The organism is Pseudomonas sp. LS.1a (assembly GCF_022533585.1).
Classification (GTDB): domain Bacteria; phylum Pseudomonadota; class Gammaproteobacteria; order Pseudomonadales; family Pseudomonadaceae; genus Aquipseudomonas.
Genome location: NZ_CP092827.1, coordinates 3,525,949 through 3,540,913 on the forward strand (window position 1 = coordinate 3,525,949; position 14,965 = coordinate 3,540,913).

Annotated in this window: 15 protein-coding genes; 8 read left to right on the forward strand and 7 right to left on the reverse strand. The window is 57.9% G+C overall.

Going from position 1 to position 14,965, the window contains the following annotated elements; all coding sequences use genetic code 11:
- Positions 1 to 83 precede the first annotated feature (83 nt).
- A complete protein-coding gene (locus tag MKK04_RS16145; protein WP_207836791.1) occupies positions 84 to 893 on the reverse strand; it encodes a ubiquinol-cytochrome C chaperone family protein in 810 nt (269 codons plus the stop codon).
- A gap of 103 nt (positions 894 to 996) precedes the next feature.
- Positions 997 to 1,815, reverse strand: a complete 819-nt coding sequence (locus MKK04_RS16150) for a hypothetical protein (protein ID WP_233686833.1) — start codon at positions 1,813 to 1,815, stop codon at positions 997 to 999.
- A 227-nt stretch (positions 1,816 to 2,042) separates the two neighbouring features.
- Here MKK04_RS16150 and MKK04_RS16155 point away from each other — a divergent pair, with 227 nt between their 5' ends.
- Both MKK04_RS16155 and MKK04_RS16160 read left to right on the forward strand, forming a co-directional pair.
- The gene (locus tag MKK04_RS16155; protein ID WP_241105674.1) at positions 2,043 to 2,843 is read left to right on the forward strand and encodes a hypothetical protein; all 801 of its coding nucleotides are present in this window, start codon (positions 2,043 to 2,045) and stop codon (positions 2,841 to 2,843) included.
- A 168-nt stretch (positions 2,844 to 3,011) separates the two neighbouring features.
- Positions 3,012 to 3,641, forward strand: a complete 630-nt coding sequence (locus MKK04_RS16160) for a hypothetical protein (RefSeq protein ID WP_233686835.1) — start codon at positions 3,012 to 3,014, stop codon at positions 3,639 to 3,641.
- A gap of 32 nt (positions 3,642 to 3,673) precedes the next feature.
- On the opposite strand, the gene MKK04_RS16165 is transcribed toward MKK04_RS16160, so the two are convergent.
- Positions 3,674 to 4,123: a hypothetical protein gene (locus tag MKK04_RS16165; protein ID WP_233686836.1), complete on the reverse strand. Its 450-nt coding sequence runs from the start codon at positions 4,121 to 4,123 to the stop codon at positions 3,674 to 3,676.
- 297 nt (positions 4,124 to 4,420) lie between these two features.
- Between MKK04_RS16165 and MKK04_RS16170 the strand changes: the two genes are divergently transcribed.
- Both MKK04_RS16170 and MKK04_RS16175 read left to right on the forward strand, forming a co-directional pair.
- Entirely contained in the window at positions 4,421 to 5,698 is a 1,278-nt protein-coding gene (locus tag MKK04_RS16170) for a bifunctional O-acetylhomoserine aminocarboxypropyltransferase/cysteine synthase (RefSeq protein ID WP_013972022.1), read from the forward strand.
- A gap of 436 nt (positions 5,699 to 6,134) precedes the next feature.
- Positions 6,135 to 6,716, forward strand: a complete 582-nt coding sequence (locus MKK04_RS16175; protein WP_241105675.1) for a GNAT family N-acetyltransferase — start codon at positions 6,135 to 6,137, stop codon at positions 6,714 to 6,716.
- Here the strand turns inward: MKK04_RS16175 and MKK04_RS16180 are convergent.
- The gene (locus MKK04_RS16180; RefSeq protein ID WP_241105676.1) at positions 6,691 to 7,329 is read right to left on the reverse strand and encodes a LysE family translocator; all 639 of its coding nucleotides are present in this window, start codon (positions 7,327 to 7,329) and stop codon (positions 6,691 to 6,693) included. The genes MKK04_RS16175 and MKK04_RS16180 overlap by 26 nt on opposite strands.
- Positions 7,330 to 7,441: 112 nt before the next feature.
- Here MKK04_RS16180 and MKK04_RS16185 point away from each other — a divergent pair, with 112 nt between their 5' ends.
- On the forward strand, positions 7,442 to 7,885 hold the full coding sequence (locus tag MKK04_RS16185; protein WP_207836819.1) for an Lrp/AsnC family transcriptional regulator: 444 nt from the start codon (positions 7,442 to 7,444) through the stop codon (positions 7,883 to 7,885).
- Between the two features lie 86 nt (positions 7,886 to 7,971).
- Here the strand turns inward: MKK04_RS16185 and MKK04_RS16190 are convergent, their stop codons facing one another.
- Together MKK04_RS16190 and MKK04_RS16195 are read right to left on the reverse strand one after the other, a co-directional pair.
- Entirely contained in the window at positions 7,972 to 9,363 is a 1,392-nt protein-coding gene (locus MKK04_RS16190) for an amino acid permease (protein ID WP_233693565.1), read from the reverse strand.
- A gap of 80 nt (positions 9,364 to 9,443) precedes the next feature.
- Positions 9,444 to 10,268: a phytanoyl-CoA dioxygenase family protein gene (locus MKK04_RS16195; protein ID WP_063915113.1), complete on the reverse strand. Its 825-nt coding sequence runs from the start codon at positions 10,266 to 10,268 to the stop codon at positions 9,444 to 9,446.
- 137 nt (positions 10,269 to 10,405) lie between these two features.
- On the opposite strand from MKK04_RS16195, the gene MKK04_RS16200 reads away from it, so the two are divergent.
- Positions 10,406 to 11,323 carry a LysR family transcriptional regulator gene (locus MKK04_RS16200; protein ID WP_241105677.1) on the forward strand — a complete coding sequence of 306 codons (918 nt, stop codon included), beginning with the start codon at positions 10,406 to 10,408 and terminating at the stop codon, positions 11,321 to 11,323.
- A gap of 328 nt (positions 11,324 to 11,651) precedes the next feature.
- Here the strand turns inward: MKK04_RS16200 and MKK04_RS16205 are convergent, their stop codons facing one another.
- Entirely contained in the window at positions 11,652 to 12,827 is a 1,176-nt protein-coding gene (locus tag MKK04_RS16205; RefSeq protein ID WP_241105678.1) for a phospholipase D family protein, read from the reverse strand.
- Between the two features lie 352 nt (positions 12,828 to 13,179).
- Here MKK04_RS16205 and hxsD point away from each other — a divergent pair, with 352 nt between their 5' ends.
- Both hxsD and hxsB read left to right on the forward strand, forming a co-directional pair.
- Positions 13,180 to 13,479 carry a His-Xaa-Ser system protein HxsD gene (gene hxsD / locus MKK04_RS16210; RefSeq protein ID WP_241105679.1) on the forward strand — a complete coding sequence of 100 codons (300 nt, stop codon included), beginning with the start codon at positions 13,180 to 13,182 and terminating at the stop codon, positions 13,477 to 13,479.
- Positions 13,476 to 14,963, forward strand: a complete 1,488-nt coding sequence (gene hxsB, locus MKK04_RS16215; RefSeq protein WP_241105680.1) for a His-Xaa-Ser system radical SAM maturase HxsB — start codon at positions 13,476 to 13,478, stop codon at positions 14,961 to 14,963. Before hxsD ends, hxsB begins: the two co-directional genes overlap by 4 nt.
- The last annotated feature ends 2 nt before the right edge of the window (positions 14,964 to 14,965 follow it).

The window sequence follows — 14,965 nt, forward strand, 5'->3', positions numbered from 1 at the left end:
AACCAGGTCGCTGGCTCGCTAGTGGGAGCGCTTTGCATTGGGAGGTTGTTTTCCATCACGGGCTCCAGTTCAGTTTGGATCGGTCATTGCACCAAGGCTGTGCCGCATTCGCTGCAGAATTTAGTGCCCCGGACACTACCCGCATGGCAAGCGGGGCAAGTGACCTGTGCATTCTTCTGCCGAATGTAGGCAATCTGCACCACGCACGGCACCGTTACCCGGTAGGCCTGGCTCGCCAGTGTGTGAGCCCCTGCAATACCCGTCAGCGCCACCCCCACAGGGCCAAATGCCAACCCGGCTGCACGCCCCGCGATGATGTTGGCACCAGCGGCCAAAGCCCCGCCCATTGCCAACCGGGCGAACGCATTGTTTGCCAGAAGCGCGGCCTGTACGGCGGCAGGCCCGCCGCGCCGTATGGCTGCCTGAATCGCGGCGTACGATATGCCCAGCACACCTGTGTCGTTCTGGAAGCCCTTGGAGAAATCGGCCTGTTCTTGCGGCGACATCTTCTCCCAGGCCTGAGAGAGCAATTTCTCCAGCACCTTGAGTTCCAGGCTCGCCGCCGGCTCGTCCTTGCTGCTCGTTCCGCCCACATGGCTAAGCACATCGGCAACGATCTCGGCATAAGGAACCCCATTGCGGCGAAACAGGTTGACGATGCTGTTCCCGCCATAGTGCTGAAGCTCACGAATCAGTAGCAACAGCACGCCTCGGGAAAACTTGCTCTTTCTTTTCGCCGACTCAAGTGCTGCTCGGACTTCACTTGCCATCGACAACCGCCCCTTGCCGGAGTCGGTCAAGAAGTCGACCAGAACGGACACATCGGCGGGATCGGCGTCACTGAGCAACTGCAAAAGCTCGGTGTCCCCGTTGATGTCAATCTCGCTTTCCATCAAACATTCCTCTAAATCTGTTCAACCAAGCTGTCGGTATCACTGTGCAAATATTTAACGGTTTGCCGGGCTCACCGTTACGACATTCCACGACGATGAGCTATCACCCTGCGGCTGTGCCGCGCTCCTGCAAAAGCCTGCGGGCTTCGCGTGCCAGCCTGTCGAGGCGGTCGACCAACTCGACCATCACCTCCAGCGTGTCGGCCTCATCATCCCGCTCGTGATCCCTCCTGACTGCAGCAATGCATTCACGCATGGCGGGCGACCAGCGTTCCTCGGCTTCCTCAGCCAAAGCAATAAGGGTGTTGATGCCACGCCGCGCACCCGATGTAATGTCCTGTGCCTCGGCGGCGAAATCCGAAGGTGTTGCCGTTCGCACTTCCGGCTCATAGGCACTGTCTTCGACAACGGCTTCCACCTCTGCCTCATCAGCCGGGCAGGCGGCTTTGACCAACGCATCGGTCAGCTCGCGAATGTCATCACTGAGGAACTGCACGGTAGCCAGGTGCGTATTGCGCCGCGGAGCCTGCGGCAGGAAGAACTGCACCTGCTCGCCCTCCCCCAGCACCGCGTCGCTCCATTCACGCAAGGTCTGCCCGTAGCTGAAGCGCGGGTAGTTGACCCGCGGATAGAGGCGCTCGATGACTTCATCGCTGAGCGAGCTTGGGTCAACCATCACCCCGTATTTGTGCAGCAGGTCGAAGGCGACTTTATAGCGCGGGGCCAGAAGCCTGCGGTTGATGCCCTGGTGGAACGGCGCGGACAGCGTGCGCATTGCATTGTTCAGGGTACGGTTATCCAGCACCCCGACGAGCTCACCCAATGTATCAGCGTCACTGGCCCCTTCTGGTACGACCCAATCGGCCATCAAGGCGCGTGCTTCGTCCAGCGCCTGGGTGATCGTTTTTACAGCGTGCGGCATGGGAAATCCCTTTTATCGAAGCGTCCATGCACAGGGCCTGGAGCACTGCATGATGTCTTTTTGATATTGCGGCGCAGATTGCCAATTTATACCGGCCTCGGCAAGCGTACGTATGGGCTGCGATAGCAGCATTGCCAACGCTGAAGGGCTATCCTGCCGCGGTCGGCTCGGTGATAGTATTTTGCCGCACGACCAATTCTGGCCCCTTCGACAACCGAGGCAATGGAATGAAACATGGCGCCGATCATGGCCTGGACGAGTATCAGATCGCCGAACGCGACCAACTGATCGAGAGCATCAAACAAGGGCTGCGCAATTTCGAGGACGCCTACGGCCTTGACTTGCCGCTGGTTCGCTTCGAGCGGTTGCTTGAGCCTGGCATTCCAGGCAACGTGGTGTATGACGGTCGCCAGCCTGTTTACGATGAGGCCTGGGCCAGGAAAAAGCGGGACTATGTCTTCAAGGAACTGCTCGACTACCTCGCCAAGCTCATCGTGCGAAACGTTGCCGCCATGGGGCGAAATGATGATCGTCTGGTCGGTAGTTCCTATGCAGTGGCGCTCAAGCTGTGCACCTCTTACCCCGTGAAGAACGAAGTCGGGTTTGCGCAAGAAGAGGATGGCTTCCGCCTGCGATGCGACACCGGCAAGCTGGGGCTGACATTCCAGGACATCGTCGGTCGTGTGTGTGATGAGTATGAGGAAAACTACAAAACCTACCGCCTGTGGAATGACCACGCACTACAACTGCTGGCCCAGTACCTGTTCAGGGGCGCGTGGGATAGCACCGTCTTTGAAGAGGGCGCCTTGTGGGTAGAACTGAGCAGTGAAGGCGAGCCTGTCAGCCTTGAGACGTTTATCGAGGCCGTAGACGAGTCCCTGCTCAATTTGCCCCTGGAGCGCCTGACAGAGGCCAGCTTCCCGGACTATACCGGGGTCATATTCAGCGAGTACGTACCAGCGGAAAACCTTTCGCCGGCGCAGAAAGAAGCGCTTTACCGTCAGTATGTCGAAATACTGACTCAGTGAGCAGGAGTTGCACCGGTAAGATCATCTAGTCTGCCCAGTGGGACAAGTTCATTTAGAGTCGGGTTGGTCCGCCCCATTGGCGAAGTGTTTCGCGACCACGTTATCGACACGGCAGCGAAGCAGTCCACCTGAAACGTACGCCGCAACCAAGAGCAAGGTTCCAAACTCATGAGCAATCTATTCAAAGGCCCGTTCTTCGACTACGTTCTGGCCAATGATCCGTTGAAGTCAGCCAGCTACTTCAAGCACGGATCCAACACTATGCTTTATCAAGTTAAGAACAAACTGTATCGTTTGACCCGAGAGGGATGCGGGCATAACTTCATAGCAGAGCAATCAGCAAGACTTAGTCCACACGTTACGAACATTCTGCATGACTACGGCCCAGTCGCACCATCGGACGAGGACGACGACAGCTTCTACTGGCTGGCTGAGGTTGAGGTCCTGCAACCTATCCCTTTTGGCAGCAAACTCGCAGAAGACATCAGCTTGATTCTGGCACAACTGGTTGAAGACGAAGAGAGCCAACTGTATGGAGAGGCTTTGGTTGAGTTTGGAGAGCGCTGTTTACAGCTTGCCGATCACCATGATGATTACTCAGGCGTGTTAGAGGCCTGGGAAACGGCGGCGCGTTTTGCTGCTCAACACGAAGCAGCTATTGACGTAAGACTCGACAACATGATGGTCAGGCCATCAACGGGAGAATTGGTCTTGACTGATCCAATTTGCGATACCTATTTCCCAATCACGGAAGTCCAAAAACAGAAAATGGCCCATATTTACAGCGCGATTCCCTAGCCATTGCGAGCCAGAAGCGAGGCACGCGCAATTCAAAGCTGTTTCTGCGCTAGTCGGAGCTTTTCGGTAATATCAATCGCCTGCGGATGAGCCAGCCCAGTCGAAAATGGAATGCGTTTGAATTGCTGCAGCCGAGAGAGACTGAAGGCGGCATGGTGAGGAAGCAAAAAGCCGCCAACAACCTCAATATCCGGGTCAAATAGAATACCCAGCAGGTAGTCGAAACAACCCTCCTTCTTGTCAGAGAGCTCAATGCGAGTCTCATGCCTACCGCTCCGCGGCAAGCATCTGGATCTCACTTCAATTCTACCCAATTGCGGACACAGGATGTCAAAACCCTTCTCAACACCACTTTTGTTGCGGTGTGCACAAAGCGCCTTTGCCGCTAGTAATTCAGCGTAACCGCCAGTATCTCGGATGCCATGGGCCTCGAGGGCTTCCCTGTAGTGCAGCATAGTCTTGAGTAGCTGAGTGATTTCCATGAACTGCAGTACCCGTCCCGTCTTCTCGAATGGCATTCAAAGGTGATGCCGATGGGGTTGCCTGATTTGGGTCTTTTTACCCTTTCATCTCCTGATTGTGCCAGTGATTTCGAATGTCCAATCGGTTTCAACCAGCCGATCACATATCAGGCCAAAAGCTGCCCTTCGCCCTCCTTCCAATCGTCACTTTCTTTTCTGCAACGCCGCTCAACGGCACATCACCACGACCTCCTTGACCCACGCCCTCCCACCGCCGCATGCTCGAACGCTTCCACCCCACGCTCAAGGAACGATTGCATGAAGCTGGAAACTCTCGCCATCCACGCAGGCTTCAGCCCCGACCCGACCACCCGCGCGGTGGCCGTACCGATCTACCAGACCACCTCCTTCGCCTTCGACGACACCCAGCACGGCGCCGACCTGTTCGACCTGAAGGTGGCCGGCAACATCTACTCGCGCATCATGAACCCCACCAACGATGTGCTCGAACAGCGCATGGCCGCCCTGGAGGGCGGGGTTGGTGCGCTGGCGGTGGCCTCGGGCATGGCGGCCATCACCTACGCCATCCAGACCGTCGCCGAGGCCGGCGACAACATTGTCTCGGTGGCCAAGCTGTACGGCGGCACCTACAACCTGCTGGCCCACACCCTGCCGCGCATGGGCATCCACACCCGCTTCGCCGCCCATGACGACATCGCCGCCCTCGAAGCGCTGATCGATTCGCGCACCAAGGCGGTGTTCTGCGAGTCCATCGGCAACCCTGCTGGCAATATCGTCGATATCGCCGCGCTGGCCGAGGCCGCCCACCGCCACGGCGTGCCGCTGATCGTCGACAACACCGTAGCCACCCCGGTGCTGTGCCGGCCGTTCGAGCATGGCGCCGATATCGTCGTGCACTCGCTGACCAAGTACATCGGCGGCCACGGGACCAGCATCGGCGGCATCGTCATCGACTCCGGCAAATTCCCCTGGGCCGACAACAAGGAACGCTTCGCCCTGCTCAACACTCCCGACCCGTCCTACCACGGCGTCACCTACACCGAAGCCTTCGGCCCCGCCGCCTTCATCGGCCGCTGCCGCGTGGTGCCGTTGCGCAACACCGGCGCCGCACTGTCGCCGTTCAACGCCTTCCTGATCCTGCAAGGCCTGGAAACGTTAGCCTTGCGCATGGAGCGCCACACCGAGAACGCGCTGAAGGTTGCCCGCTACCTGCAAGCCCACGAGCAGGTGGCCTGGGTGAAGTACGCAGGGCTGCCCGACCACCCCGAGCATGAACTGGCCCAGCGCTACACCGGTGGCAAGCCGGCGTCGATCCTGTCGTTCGGCATCAAGGGCGGCCAGGCGGCCGGTGCGCGCTTCATCGATGCGCTGCAGCTGGTGGTGCGCCTGGTGAACATCGGCGACGCCAAGTCGCTGGCCTGCCACCCCGCCTCCACCACCCACCGCCAGCTCAACGACGAGGAACTGGAAAAGGCCGGCGTGCCACGGGACATGGTGCGTTTGTCGATCGGCATCGAGCACAGCGACGACATCATCGCCGACCTGGCCCAGGCACTGGAGGCCAGCCGCGGCTGATTCACCTGCGCCCTACCCAGTGCCGACGGCGGGCGCACCTGCTGATTGCAGGCAAGCCAGTTGTCATGGCGCTGCACATGACTCATTGGATTGGCAGGGACACTGTGGGAGATTGCCCAGCCCTTGGGGCTGCGCTGTCGCACAGGGAACAATGTTCGAGAGCGTGTCACTTTCCCTTGTGGGAGCGGGCGTGCCCGCGAAACAGCCAACGCGGTGTATGGCACCGGCTCCGCCGGTGTTCGCGGGCTCGCCCGCTCCCACAAAAACTGCGCAAGCCTTTAAAGCTTGCACAAGACAGTTGGTCCCACAGGTACGCGGACCGCTTGCGAATTCAGTTCTCCAGGCGACAGCGCAGTCCAAAGGGCAGTGAACGCTCGACACCAACGAATCCATCACAGACCATTAAAAGCCAAACGGATGCCCAGGAACGAATGCCATGGATCGCCTTCCGACGCTGTTCACCGATCGTCTTGTTCTCACGCCACTCCAGTTGCAGGATGCCCCCATCATCCAGGAGTTGTTCCCCCAATGGGAGGTAGTGCGCTATCTGGATCGTCGTGTCCCATGGCCGTATCCAGAGGATGGCGCGCTGGTCTATGTGCGTGATGTCGCCCTGCCGGCCATGGCAGCGTGTCGTGAATGGCACTGGATGATCCGCCTGCGCAACGACGCCGAGTGCATCATTGGCAGCATCAGTTTGTTTGAACAGCCTGGAAACAACAGAGGCTTCTGGCTTGCGCCCCAGTGGTGGGGAAAAGGCTATATGCGTGAAGCATGTCGGGTCATCAACGCGTATTGGTTCGAGACATTGTCGCGTCCGCTCATGCAGGTCCCCAAAGCGGTTGCCAACCAGGCGTCCCGCAAGGTCTCAGAGAATGAAGGCATGCGCATGGTGGGCGTGCGGGACGGTGATTTTGTCTGCGGGCAGATGCGCGTCGAAATATGGGAGATGACACGGGCTGAGTGGCTTGCAGGCATTTGTTCGACATCTGCTACAAGACCAGGCGCAACCCGATGACCACCTGGGCAAAGCCAAAGGTGCCGATAGCGACTGCAGACATTGCAGAGATGACCCGCATGAACGAGACGGACATCTTCTTGCGCAAAGCCGCCGTCAGCCCACTCAGGCACAGCCACCACGCAGCAGATCCCAAGAAGACTCCAGCCAGCATTGAGCAGGTGCCAAACCACATTGCTTCACCCGCCTGCGGCTCGCCGGACAGCGGGTCGAGTGCCGCAAAAATGGCAATGAAGGCCAATATTGTCATGGGGTTGGACTGGGTTAACCCGAACGCTGTCAGGAAGTCGCGAGTGACTGCCGTAGAGGCTGCCACCACTGCTGCATGCTTGGGTTTCAGCGCGTCGCGGGCAATACCCCAGGCCAGCCACATCAGGAACGCACCACCAACCACCTTCAGAAGCATTGCCAGCGACGGAGCAGACAGGGCCACCCCGGTAATGCCGACTGCCCCGAGCACCCCATAGAGAGCGTCGGCGGTTGCAGCCCCCAACCCTGTCGCAAGTCCTGAACGAAAGCCACGCTTCAGGCTCCGCTGGACGCAGAGCAGGCCAATCGGGCCGACGGGGGCAGCGATTGAAAAGCCAATGACAAGCGCCTTGATGAACAACATGAGCCCCTCCATACGGTACGCGTCGATCATGGAGGCATGGTAGGCATGGCTTGGGTGGGGCAGAATGGGTTTTCTAAGGAAGATTCGTCTTTTACCTAAGGAATTAAGCCACATGGATGACATTGACTGGAAAATCCTTGATCGCCTTCAGGGCAACGGTCGCATGACCTATACAGAGCTTGCCCGGCACGTCCACCTCTCGGTGCCAGCCGTCACCGAGCGAGTCAAGCGCCTTGAGGAAGAGGGAGTGATCGAGGGCTATGCGGCGCGGGTCAACCCGATAAAAGCGGGCTATCTGGTCGGGGCCATATTGGCCATGACAGTACCCCAACCGGCCAAGGCAAAATTCCTCAAGCTGCTAGGGTCGATACCGGAAGTGCTGGAGTGCCATCACATAACAGGGGCAGACTCCTACATCTTCCGTGTGGTCGCCGCCAGCATGAGCGATTTGGAGCGGCTGATCGAAAAGATCAACATCTATGGAGAGACGCGAACGTCCATCGTGATGTCTACCCCGATCCCCGCACGGGCAATTGAACGCCCCACTCGATCGTGACCCGAAGTGGTTTGAAGGTATACTCCTGGCCATGCATCGGAGACGCGTCGCGGCATTCCCTTGCCGGACGCTGACGGTTCAATCCCTCAAGCGTTGGCCGACACTTGTCGTGGCGCACGCACACCCCACAACCAGTAACCCAGGGATAGCAGCACCAACCAGCCAACCCCGACATACATGGCTGTGCGGCTGGCCGGGAACCAACCGAGCACGCCAAAAATGAATACCATGAAAGCAATCGCGCAAGCTGGCCCTACCGGCCACAGTGGCACACGATAATCCAGCGCAGCCGCCTCCTCCTTGCTCATGCCACGCCGCATGGCCACTTGGGAGAGCAGGATCATCAACCAGACCCAGACAATGGAGAACGTGACCACCGCAGCGAGCACCAGGAACAAGTCTTCTGGCACCAGGTAGTTCAATACCACGCCCAGAAGCAGCGCAACGCCCATCACTGCAACCGTCATCCACGGCACACCGAAACGCGACAACGATGCGAAGCCGGCAGGTGCCTGGCCGTCCTGAGCCATGCCGTACATCATGCGCCCAGCGCTGAAGATATCGCTATTGATTGCCGAAACAGCCGCTGAAATGACCACGATGTTCAACACGGTTGCCGCTGAACTGATGCCAAGACCACTGAAGATCTGCACGAACGGGCTACCGTGGCTGCCAATGCTGGTCCAAGGGTAAATGGCCATGAGTACGAACAGGGTAAGAATGTAGAACAGCAGGATACGCAGAGGCACCGAGTTGATAGCCTTCGGCAGCACGCGCTTCGGGTCCCTTGCCTCGCCTGCGGTGATGCCGATCATTTCGACCCCGCCAAAGGCGAACATCACGACAGTGAAAGAAGCGATCATTCCACTGACGCCATTAGGGAAGAACCCGCCGTGGCTCCACAGGTTCGAGATTCCGGCAACCGTGCCTGCCTCGTCATTCAATTGGATACCCAGTAGCAGCACTGCCGCGCCTGCCACAATCATGGCAACGATCGCGGTCACCTTCAGCAACGACAGCCAGAACTCCATCTCCCCGAACACTTTCACGCTGCACAGGTTCAGCGCCCCGATAAAGAACACTATCCCCAGCACCCAGATCCACGCGGGCGTTTCAGGGAACCACAGCCCCATGTAAACGCCAAAGGCCGTCACGTCTGCCAGGCACACCACCAACATCGAGAACGCGTAGCTCCAACCGGTCAGAAAGCCAAAGTAGCGCCCCAGGTATTGGCTGGCATAGTGGCCGAACGAACCTGACACCGGGTTATGAACCGCCATTTCGCCAAGGGCGCGCATCATCATGTAAATGGCTGCGCCACCGATCAGATAGGCGAGCAGAACTGAAGGCCCTGCCAATTTGATTGCCGATGCCGAGCCATAAAACAGCCCGGTACCGATAGCAGAACCTAACGCCATGAAACGAATATGCCGGGTAGAGAGACCCCGCTTCAACTGATGTGAAGATTGAGCGCTCATAGATACCTTCTTGGTTTTATTATCAGGTCCGCACAACGCTAATGCCGTGCGGTTTTATCAGGCACGCATTATTCCAATCATCAAGCCCTTGGCCACAGCACCGGAAACAGTTCGTGGTTCATTTCGGCACCGCTGGCCAGTTGCGTTTCCAGGCCAGGAAACGGTGGCGAGGTTTTCCACTGGCGCGGTGCGTGAGTGATGTCATCGCCCAGGAAACGCACCGAGAAGGCTCGACGCCGGCGATTGCCCCCGACACCGCCAGAGGCGTGCAAGGTGAGCATGTGGAAGAACACCGCGTCGCCTGGGGAGAGCGCCCAGCCGAGGATGTTCCAGGCGCTGCGATCGGCCTCGATATCCGGCAAGTCCGCAAGGCTGCCTTCCGGGAACCATTGCGCCTGGCTGTCGAGGAAGCTGCGTGGCATCAGCCATGGCCCAAGGTGCGAGCCCCCCACGAATTCAAGGGTGGACGCTCTCGAGACCGGGTCGACGGGCATCCACATGCTGCAGTTCTGGCGCCCGTCGATGTTGTAATAGGGCTGGTCCTGATGCCAAGGCGTTCGCTGGCGCGTGTTGGGTTCCTTGACCAGCAGGTGATCGTGATAAAGCCGGGCTGTCTCGCTGTTCATGAGTTGCGCTGCAACGCTACCCACCCGGCTTTCAAAGATGAACTGGCGATAGGCCGGAATATCACTCCAATTACAGAAGTCTTCGAAGAACCAACCCGGGTCGTCAGGGCGGCTCGCCACTTTAGCGCGCTCGCTTGGGGCTTTCAGGTTCTGTTCGATGCCGGTTTCGAGCAGTGCAACTTCTTCCGGCGTGAACAAGTTACGTACGCAGACGGCACCATCGCGCTGGAAAGCCTCGATGGTTTCTTCACTTAATTGAAATTCGGCGGTCTGTTTCATAAGCACCCTTTGGTCTTTTTATTGGGCAACAGCACCACTGCCAAGTATCAAGCGGAACAAGCAAGGTGCACCGCGAGTATTGCTTTTCAGCTACGATAGGAAAAGAATATATTTCCTAATCCCGAGTATAGGAAAAGATGATAGGGTTCTCGTTCAGACAGCTCGAGTACTTCGTCGCCGTGGCAGAACACGGCAGCATCAGCGCTGCGGCGCGAGCCCGGCACGTTTCGCAGCCATCGGTTTCGGTTGCGATTGCCCAGCTTGAAGAGGCGCTGAACGAGCGGCTGTTCCGGCGCCAGGTCAGCCGCGGGCTGGAGCTGACGTCAGCAGGCACGCGTTTACTGGCCCAGGCACGCGATATCATCGGCATGGCCATTGCCATGAATCAAAACGCGGATGCCACGCGAGGCTCGCTGCGCGGCAACCTGTCGCTTATCTGCTTTCAGGACTTGGGCCCCTATTACGCGCCGCGGCTGCTATCGAGTTTTCGCAAGCAGTATCCCGATGTGGAGGTCACGCTGTTCGAGACTGACCTGGCAGACGTACACCGCCACCTGAGCGCCGGCAAGGCCGAGCTCGCGCTGACGTATGACATAGGCCTCGATCCCTCGCTGCCGCGCCAGGTACTGGCTGAGCTGAAACCCTACGCACTCATCGCTACTGACCATCGCCTGGCCCAGCTGGCAGCGATACCGCTGCATGAGCTGGCGCAAGAGTGTTTGATTCTTGAGGACATCGCACAAACGCGTGAGTATTTTCTTTCGCTGTTTTGGGCGCATAACCTGCAACCGCGCACTCAGCAATTTACCCAGACCTTCGAGATGCAACGGGGCCTGGTCGCGCATGGCTACGGGGTTGCCCTGTCATGCACCCGGCCCGCCGGGGACCACTGCTATGACGGTACACCGCTGTTGTGCCGGCCATTGCTGGAAGAGGTATCACCGCAAAAAGTGGTGCTGGCCCAATCAGGTGCGATGCACCCATCGCCGGTGGCGGAGGCGTTCAAGGGTTGGGTTGCTCGGGAGATAGCTGGTGGGGGGCCTGAGTTCGATTGAGGTAGCCATAGGTATTCAGCAGGGTTGCTGCGAGACGGGCCAAGTACCTCGTTGCAGTTTGCAAGTTTTCTCGAGGGACAATGACGGATCAGTTCGAGTAGCCCCCTGTGAAAGCGTGCCGCGTGGAGTGCTACCCGTTGAGATCTCTACTCGATAGAGGAGCCCCAAGAGCCCGCGATAACAATCTGCTCTGACCCTGCGACTCTTCAGGCGTGGAGACCGCCAATAGGCACAGTGCGCTAAAAGTCGCACTACTGTGCCTCGTAAGCTGACGTTACCCTCGCGCAAAAGCTAACAAAGTTATCAGTTTAGCTGGGCAATATTTAACCTATGGCTCGTAAAACAAGGCATCCAGCATAGCGGCCCTGGCATTCCAAGCCTTTAAAGCTTGACCTGAAGGTGGCGGTGCGGACCTCCACCACGGCGCATCCAGGATGCGCTCTACAACCTCATCCCAGTATCGCATGTAGTCCAGTTGGTCAGGCCGCACCAACCCGACATCTTTGGCCAGTCGTTTTCGGTTGGCACTGTCGACGCACAGAAACTGATCAGGTCGTTTCATGCACAGTAGACGTGTAGCCGTTGCTATACCATCCCGGCCGTCAGGGAAAGCGCTGCAATATTCTTCGATGAATCTGCTGTATTGCGACTTTGTGACTGTCCCTTGCACAGGGATGTGCTCCAACGCTCTTGAAAATGGCTCAGGCCTTTCAATCACCACGTTCTTGTAGACGCCTGCGCCCTGCATCGAACCAAACCAACCGGCAGAAGCGATGACTTGATTTGGCAGGCCCGCGATTGCTCTTCGCGTCTGCCCATCAAGATCTTGAAAGGTTGGAGCGCGGGCGAAAGCCGCCTGTATCTCGTCTAGAAACGCCAAGCGCTCCTTGAGGCCTTGCTTGTCCGTCCTGAGCAGCATCAAATAGCTAGCCCAGTCCAACGTCATGACGCTGGAGTCGACTGCTGCTTTGCCAGAGGGCCGCTCCCCATAAAGGTCCATCAGCTTGTCAAGCTGGGGCTTCCTCGCTTCTCGAATGGCTTGATATCGTTTTGCATCGTCTTTTGAAACAACACGTGCGTATTGGCCATATCCATTGACCAGTTTCTGAATTTCCTCGACAGCCAAGCCATCCCGATGGGTTATGAGTGTGCAGAGTTCGGTGTTTTTGCCCAGTGCGCCTGCAGTCAGGTTCGCACTGCCAATAATGGCTTCCCAGCTGCCATCGCTCTGGAAGAGAAAGACCTTAGGGTGGAAAACGCCATTTGGCTGCATGACGAACTTGACCTGTTCGGAGCCGGCAAAATCCATCAGTACTTTGGCGTCTGTCTGATAGAAATGTATACCGATGACTGCGCTGCTAATTTTCACCTTGTTTCGGAACAAGGCTTCATAGACGGCGGTGTTCGCTGATGCCCAGGCGACGCCGAAAGAAATAGTGCTGTGGGTTTCGATGAGCCGTTTGAGATGCGCTTCCAGCGCTTTTGCGGTACTGATGAGTTCCATGGCTTCCAAGGGGGGGTGGGGGTTGTCGATGGGTCTATAAGACTTTGAAAACGAGCTTACCCTTACTGAATAGCATATGGCCACTACTGATAGTTTAAATCAAACGCCGTGACCGCAAGGACGTAGGGACGTAGGGACGTAGGGACGTAGGGACGTAGGGACGTAGGGACGTAGGGACGTAGGGAGCAGGCGACTGGCTCCCTCGACAAAGCAACAAGAAACTTCACGTCAACAGCCAAGTCAGCACTTCATGCATGTCAAATGTGAGAAAATGTAAAAAATCATGATGGCACAATGCCTCAATAACAGGCAAAATCCATACGTTTCCAATGGGTATGAAGGACCGGTTTCGATGACATGGCCAGTCACGCTGACACTCGACAGCGCAGCCTATCCCCTCTGCGTGGTACAGCGAGCCGCTTACGCGCTGGCCGACACCGTCGCGATCCAGATTAGGATCGACGCCGACCAAATTAGCCTCATAGCCCTGCCCGCTGAAGCGAAACTGACGCTATCCCTGGAGCAAGCCCATTCGCTGATCCTCCAGCATCTGAACGACTTTGCCCTGCGCGACCACATCAACCGCGAAACCGCAGGGTTGCGCGAAATGCTGGCCCGAGCTGCGCTCGCTGGATGTGGGATTTCGCAGTGACACTGATTGCAACCGATGCCAACAGCTACCGCCTGCTGCCCTTTCGCTTCATGCGCATGAACACGGGGCATGACCGTGACATTCTGCTCACCTCTGATACAGGCGAGTACCTGCACGTGAACGACGCGCAGTTGCGGGCCCTCAGTTACTTCAGCGTTGAGCCAGGCACACCGTTCTACAAAGACTTGCTGGCTCGGCACTTCATCTACGAGCCAGGCCGTCACGATCCGTTCCCGGAAATGGCTGCGCAGTATCGCAGCCGCAAAGACTTCTTGTTCCAGGGCCCTGCGCTGCACTTGTTTGTTGTAACACTGCGCTGCAATCACACCTGCCAGTACTGCCAGGTGTCGCGCGCCCCGCTGGGCGGCTCCGGCCACGACCTGTCGGAAACGGACGCATTAGCCGCAGTTGATCGCTTGTTCGAATCGAACGCTCCCGCCCTGACGGTGGAGTTTCAGGGCGGCGAGCCGCTTCTGGCCTTCGAGCGTGTGCGCCAGATTGTCGAGTGGGTGACTGAACGAAACGTGGTCGAACAGCGGGATATCCAATTCGTCATTACCACTACCCTGCACCATCTGACGGACGAAATACTCGACTTCGCAAACCAGCATCGAATCCAGTTCTCGACATCGCTCGATGGGCCCGCCCCCTTGCACAATGCCAACCGCCCAACACCGTCACGAGATTCGTACGAGCGTACCGTGAAAGGCATACAGCGGGTGCGTGAACGCCTTGGGCACGACGCGGTCTCCGCCCTGACCACGCTGACCTCAAGAAGCCTTGAACAGCCTGAAGCGATCATCGACGAGTATGTAAACCAGGGCTTCTCCAGCATTTCTCTTCGGCCGCTGAGCCCTTACGGGTTTGCCACCAAGAGTGCGCATCGCCTTGATTACCCGATTGAGCGATACCTGGAGTTCTACAAGAAGGCACTGGCCTATCTGTTAGATATCAACCAGCAAGGCGTGTTCTTGTCGGAAAGCTATACGAGCCTGCTGTTGAAGAACATCTTGACGCCCTTCTCTTCCGGCTATGTAGACCTGCGCTCCCCCGCCGGCGCCGGCTCTGCGGCGCTGGTTTACAACTATGACGGTTATGTCTACCCGTCGGACGAAGCCCGGATGTTACTGGAGATGGGCGAAGACGGTTTGAGGCTAGGCACAGTCCATCAACCCCTGCCAGAACTCCTGGCTTCGCCCGTCATGGAAGCGTTGCTTGCCAGCGGAGTTGCCGAAGCACTGCCCGGCTGCTCGGACTGCGCGCTGGTCCCTTACTGTGGTGCAGACCCGATCGAACACTATGCCCGCCAAGGCGACCCGATCGGGCATAGGGTATTCAGCAGCTTCTGCAAGAAGAACATGGGTCTGCTGAAGCACTTGTTTGGCTTGCTTCGCGACGGTGACGACAACTTACAACGGGTACTGCTGTCCTGGTTGAACAGGCGCTCCTACAGCGATGTTCGCTTCCCGGGCTACAGGGGCTGAAG

Coding starts and splice junctions, on each gene's coding strand:
- MKK04_RS16175 (WP_241105675.1), top strand. CDS start 6,135: ATGGATCGCCTTCCGACGCTGTTCACCGATCGTCTTGTTCTCACGCCA.
- MKK04_RS16200 (WP_241105677.1), top strand. CDS start 10,406: ATGATAGGGTTCTCGTTCAGACAGCTCGAGTACTTCGTCGCCGTGGCA.
- MKK04_RS16185 (WP_207836819.1), top strand. CDS start 7,442: ATGGATGACATTGACTGGAAAATCCTTGATCGCCTTCAGGGCAACGGT.
- hxsD (WP_241105679.1), top strand. CDS start 13,180: ATGACATGGCCAGTCACGCTGACACTCGACAGCGCAGCCTATCCCCTC.
- MKK04_RS16145 (WP_207836791.1), bottom strand. CDS start 893: ATGGAAAGCGAGATTGACATCAACGGGGACACCGAGCTTTTGCAGTTG.
- MKK04_RS16205 (WP_241105678.1), bottom strand. CDS start 12,827: ATGGAACTCATCAGTACCGCAAAAGCGCTGGAAGCGCATCTCAAACGG.
- MKK04_RS16160 (WP_233686835.1), top strand. CDS start 3,012: ATGAGCAATCTATTCAAAGGCCCGTTCTTCGACTACGTTCTGGCCAAT.
- MKK04_RS16195 (WP_063915113.1), bottom strand. CDS start 10,268: ATGAAACAGACCGCCGAATTTCAATTAAGTGAAGAAACCATCGAGGCT.
- MKK04_RS16180 (WP_241105676.1), bottom strand. CDS start 7,329: ATGTTGTTCATCAAGGCGCTTGTCATTGGCTTTTCAATCGCTGCCCCC.
- MKK04_RS16150 (WP_233686833.1), bottom strand. CDS start 1,815: ATGCCGCACGCTGTAAAAACGATCACCCAGGCGCTGGACGAAGCACGC.
- MKK04_RS16165 (WP_233686836.1), bottom strand. CDS start 4,123: ATGGAAATCACTCAGCTACTCAAGACTATGCTGCACTACAGGGAAGCC.
- MKK04_RS16155 (WP_241105674.1), top strand. CDS start 2,043: ATGAAACATGGCGCCGATCATGGCCTGGACGAGTATCAGATCGCCGAA.
- MKK04_RS16190 (WP_233693565.1), bottom strand. CDS start 9,363: ATGAGCGCTCAATCTTCACATCAGTTGAAGCGGGGTCTCTCTACCCGG.
- MKK04_RS16170 (WP_013972022.1), top strand. CDS start 4,421: ATGAAGCTGGAAACTCTCGCCATCCACGCAGGCTTCAGCCCCGACCCG.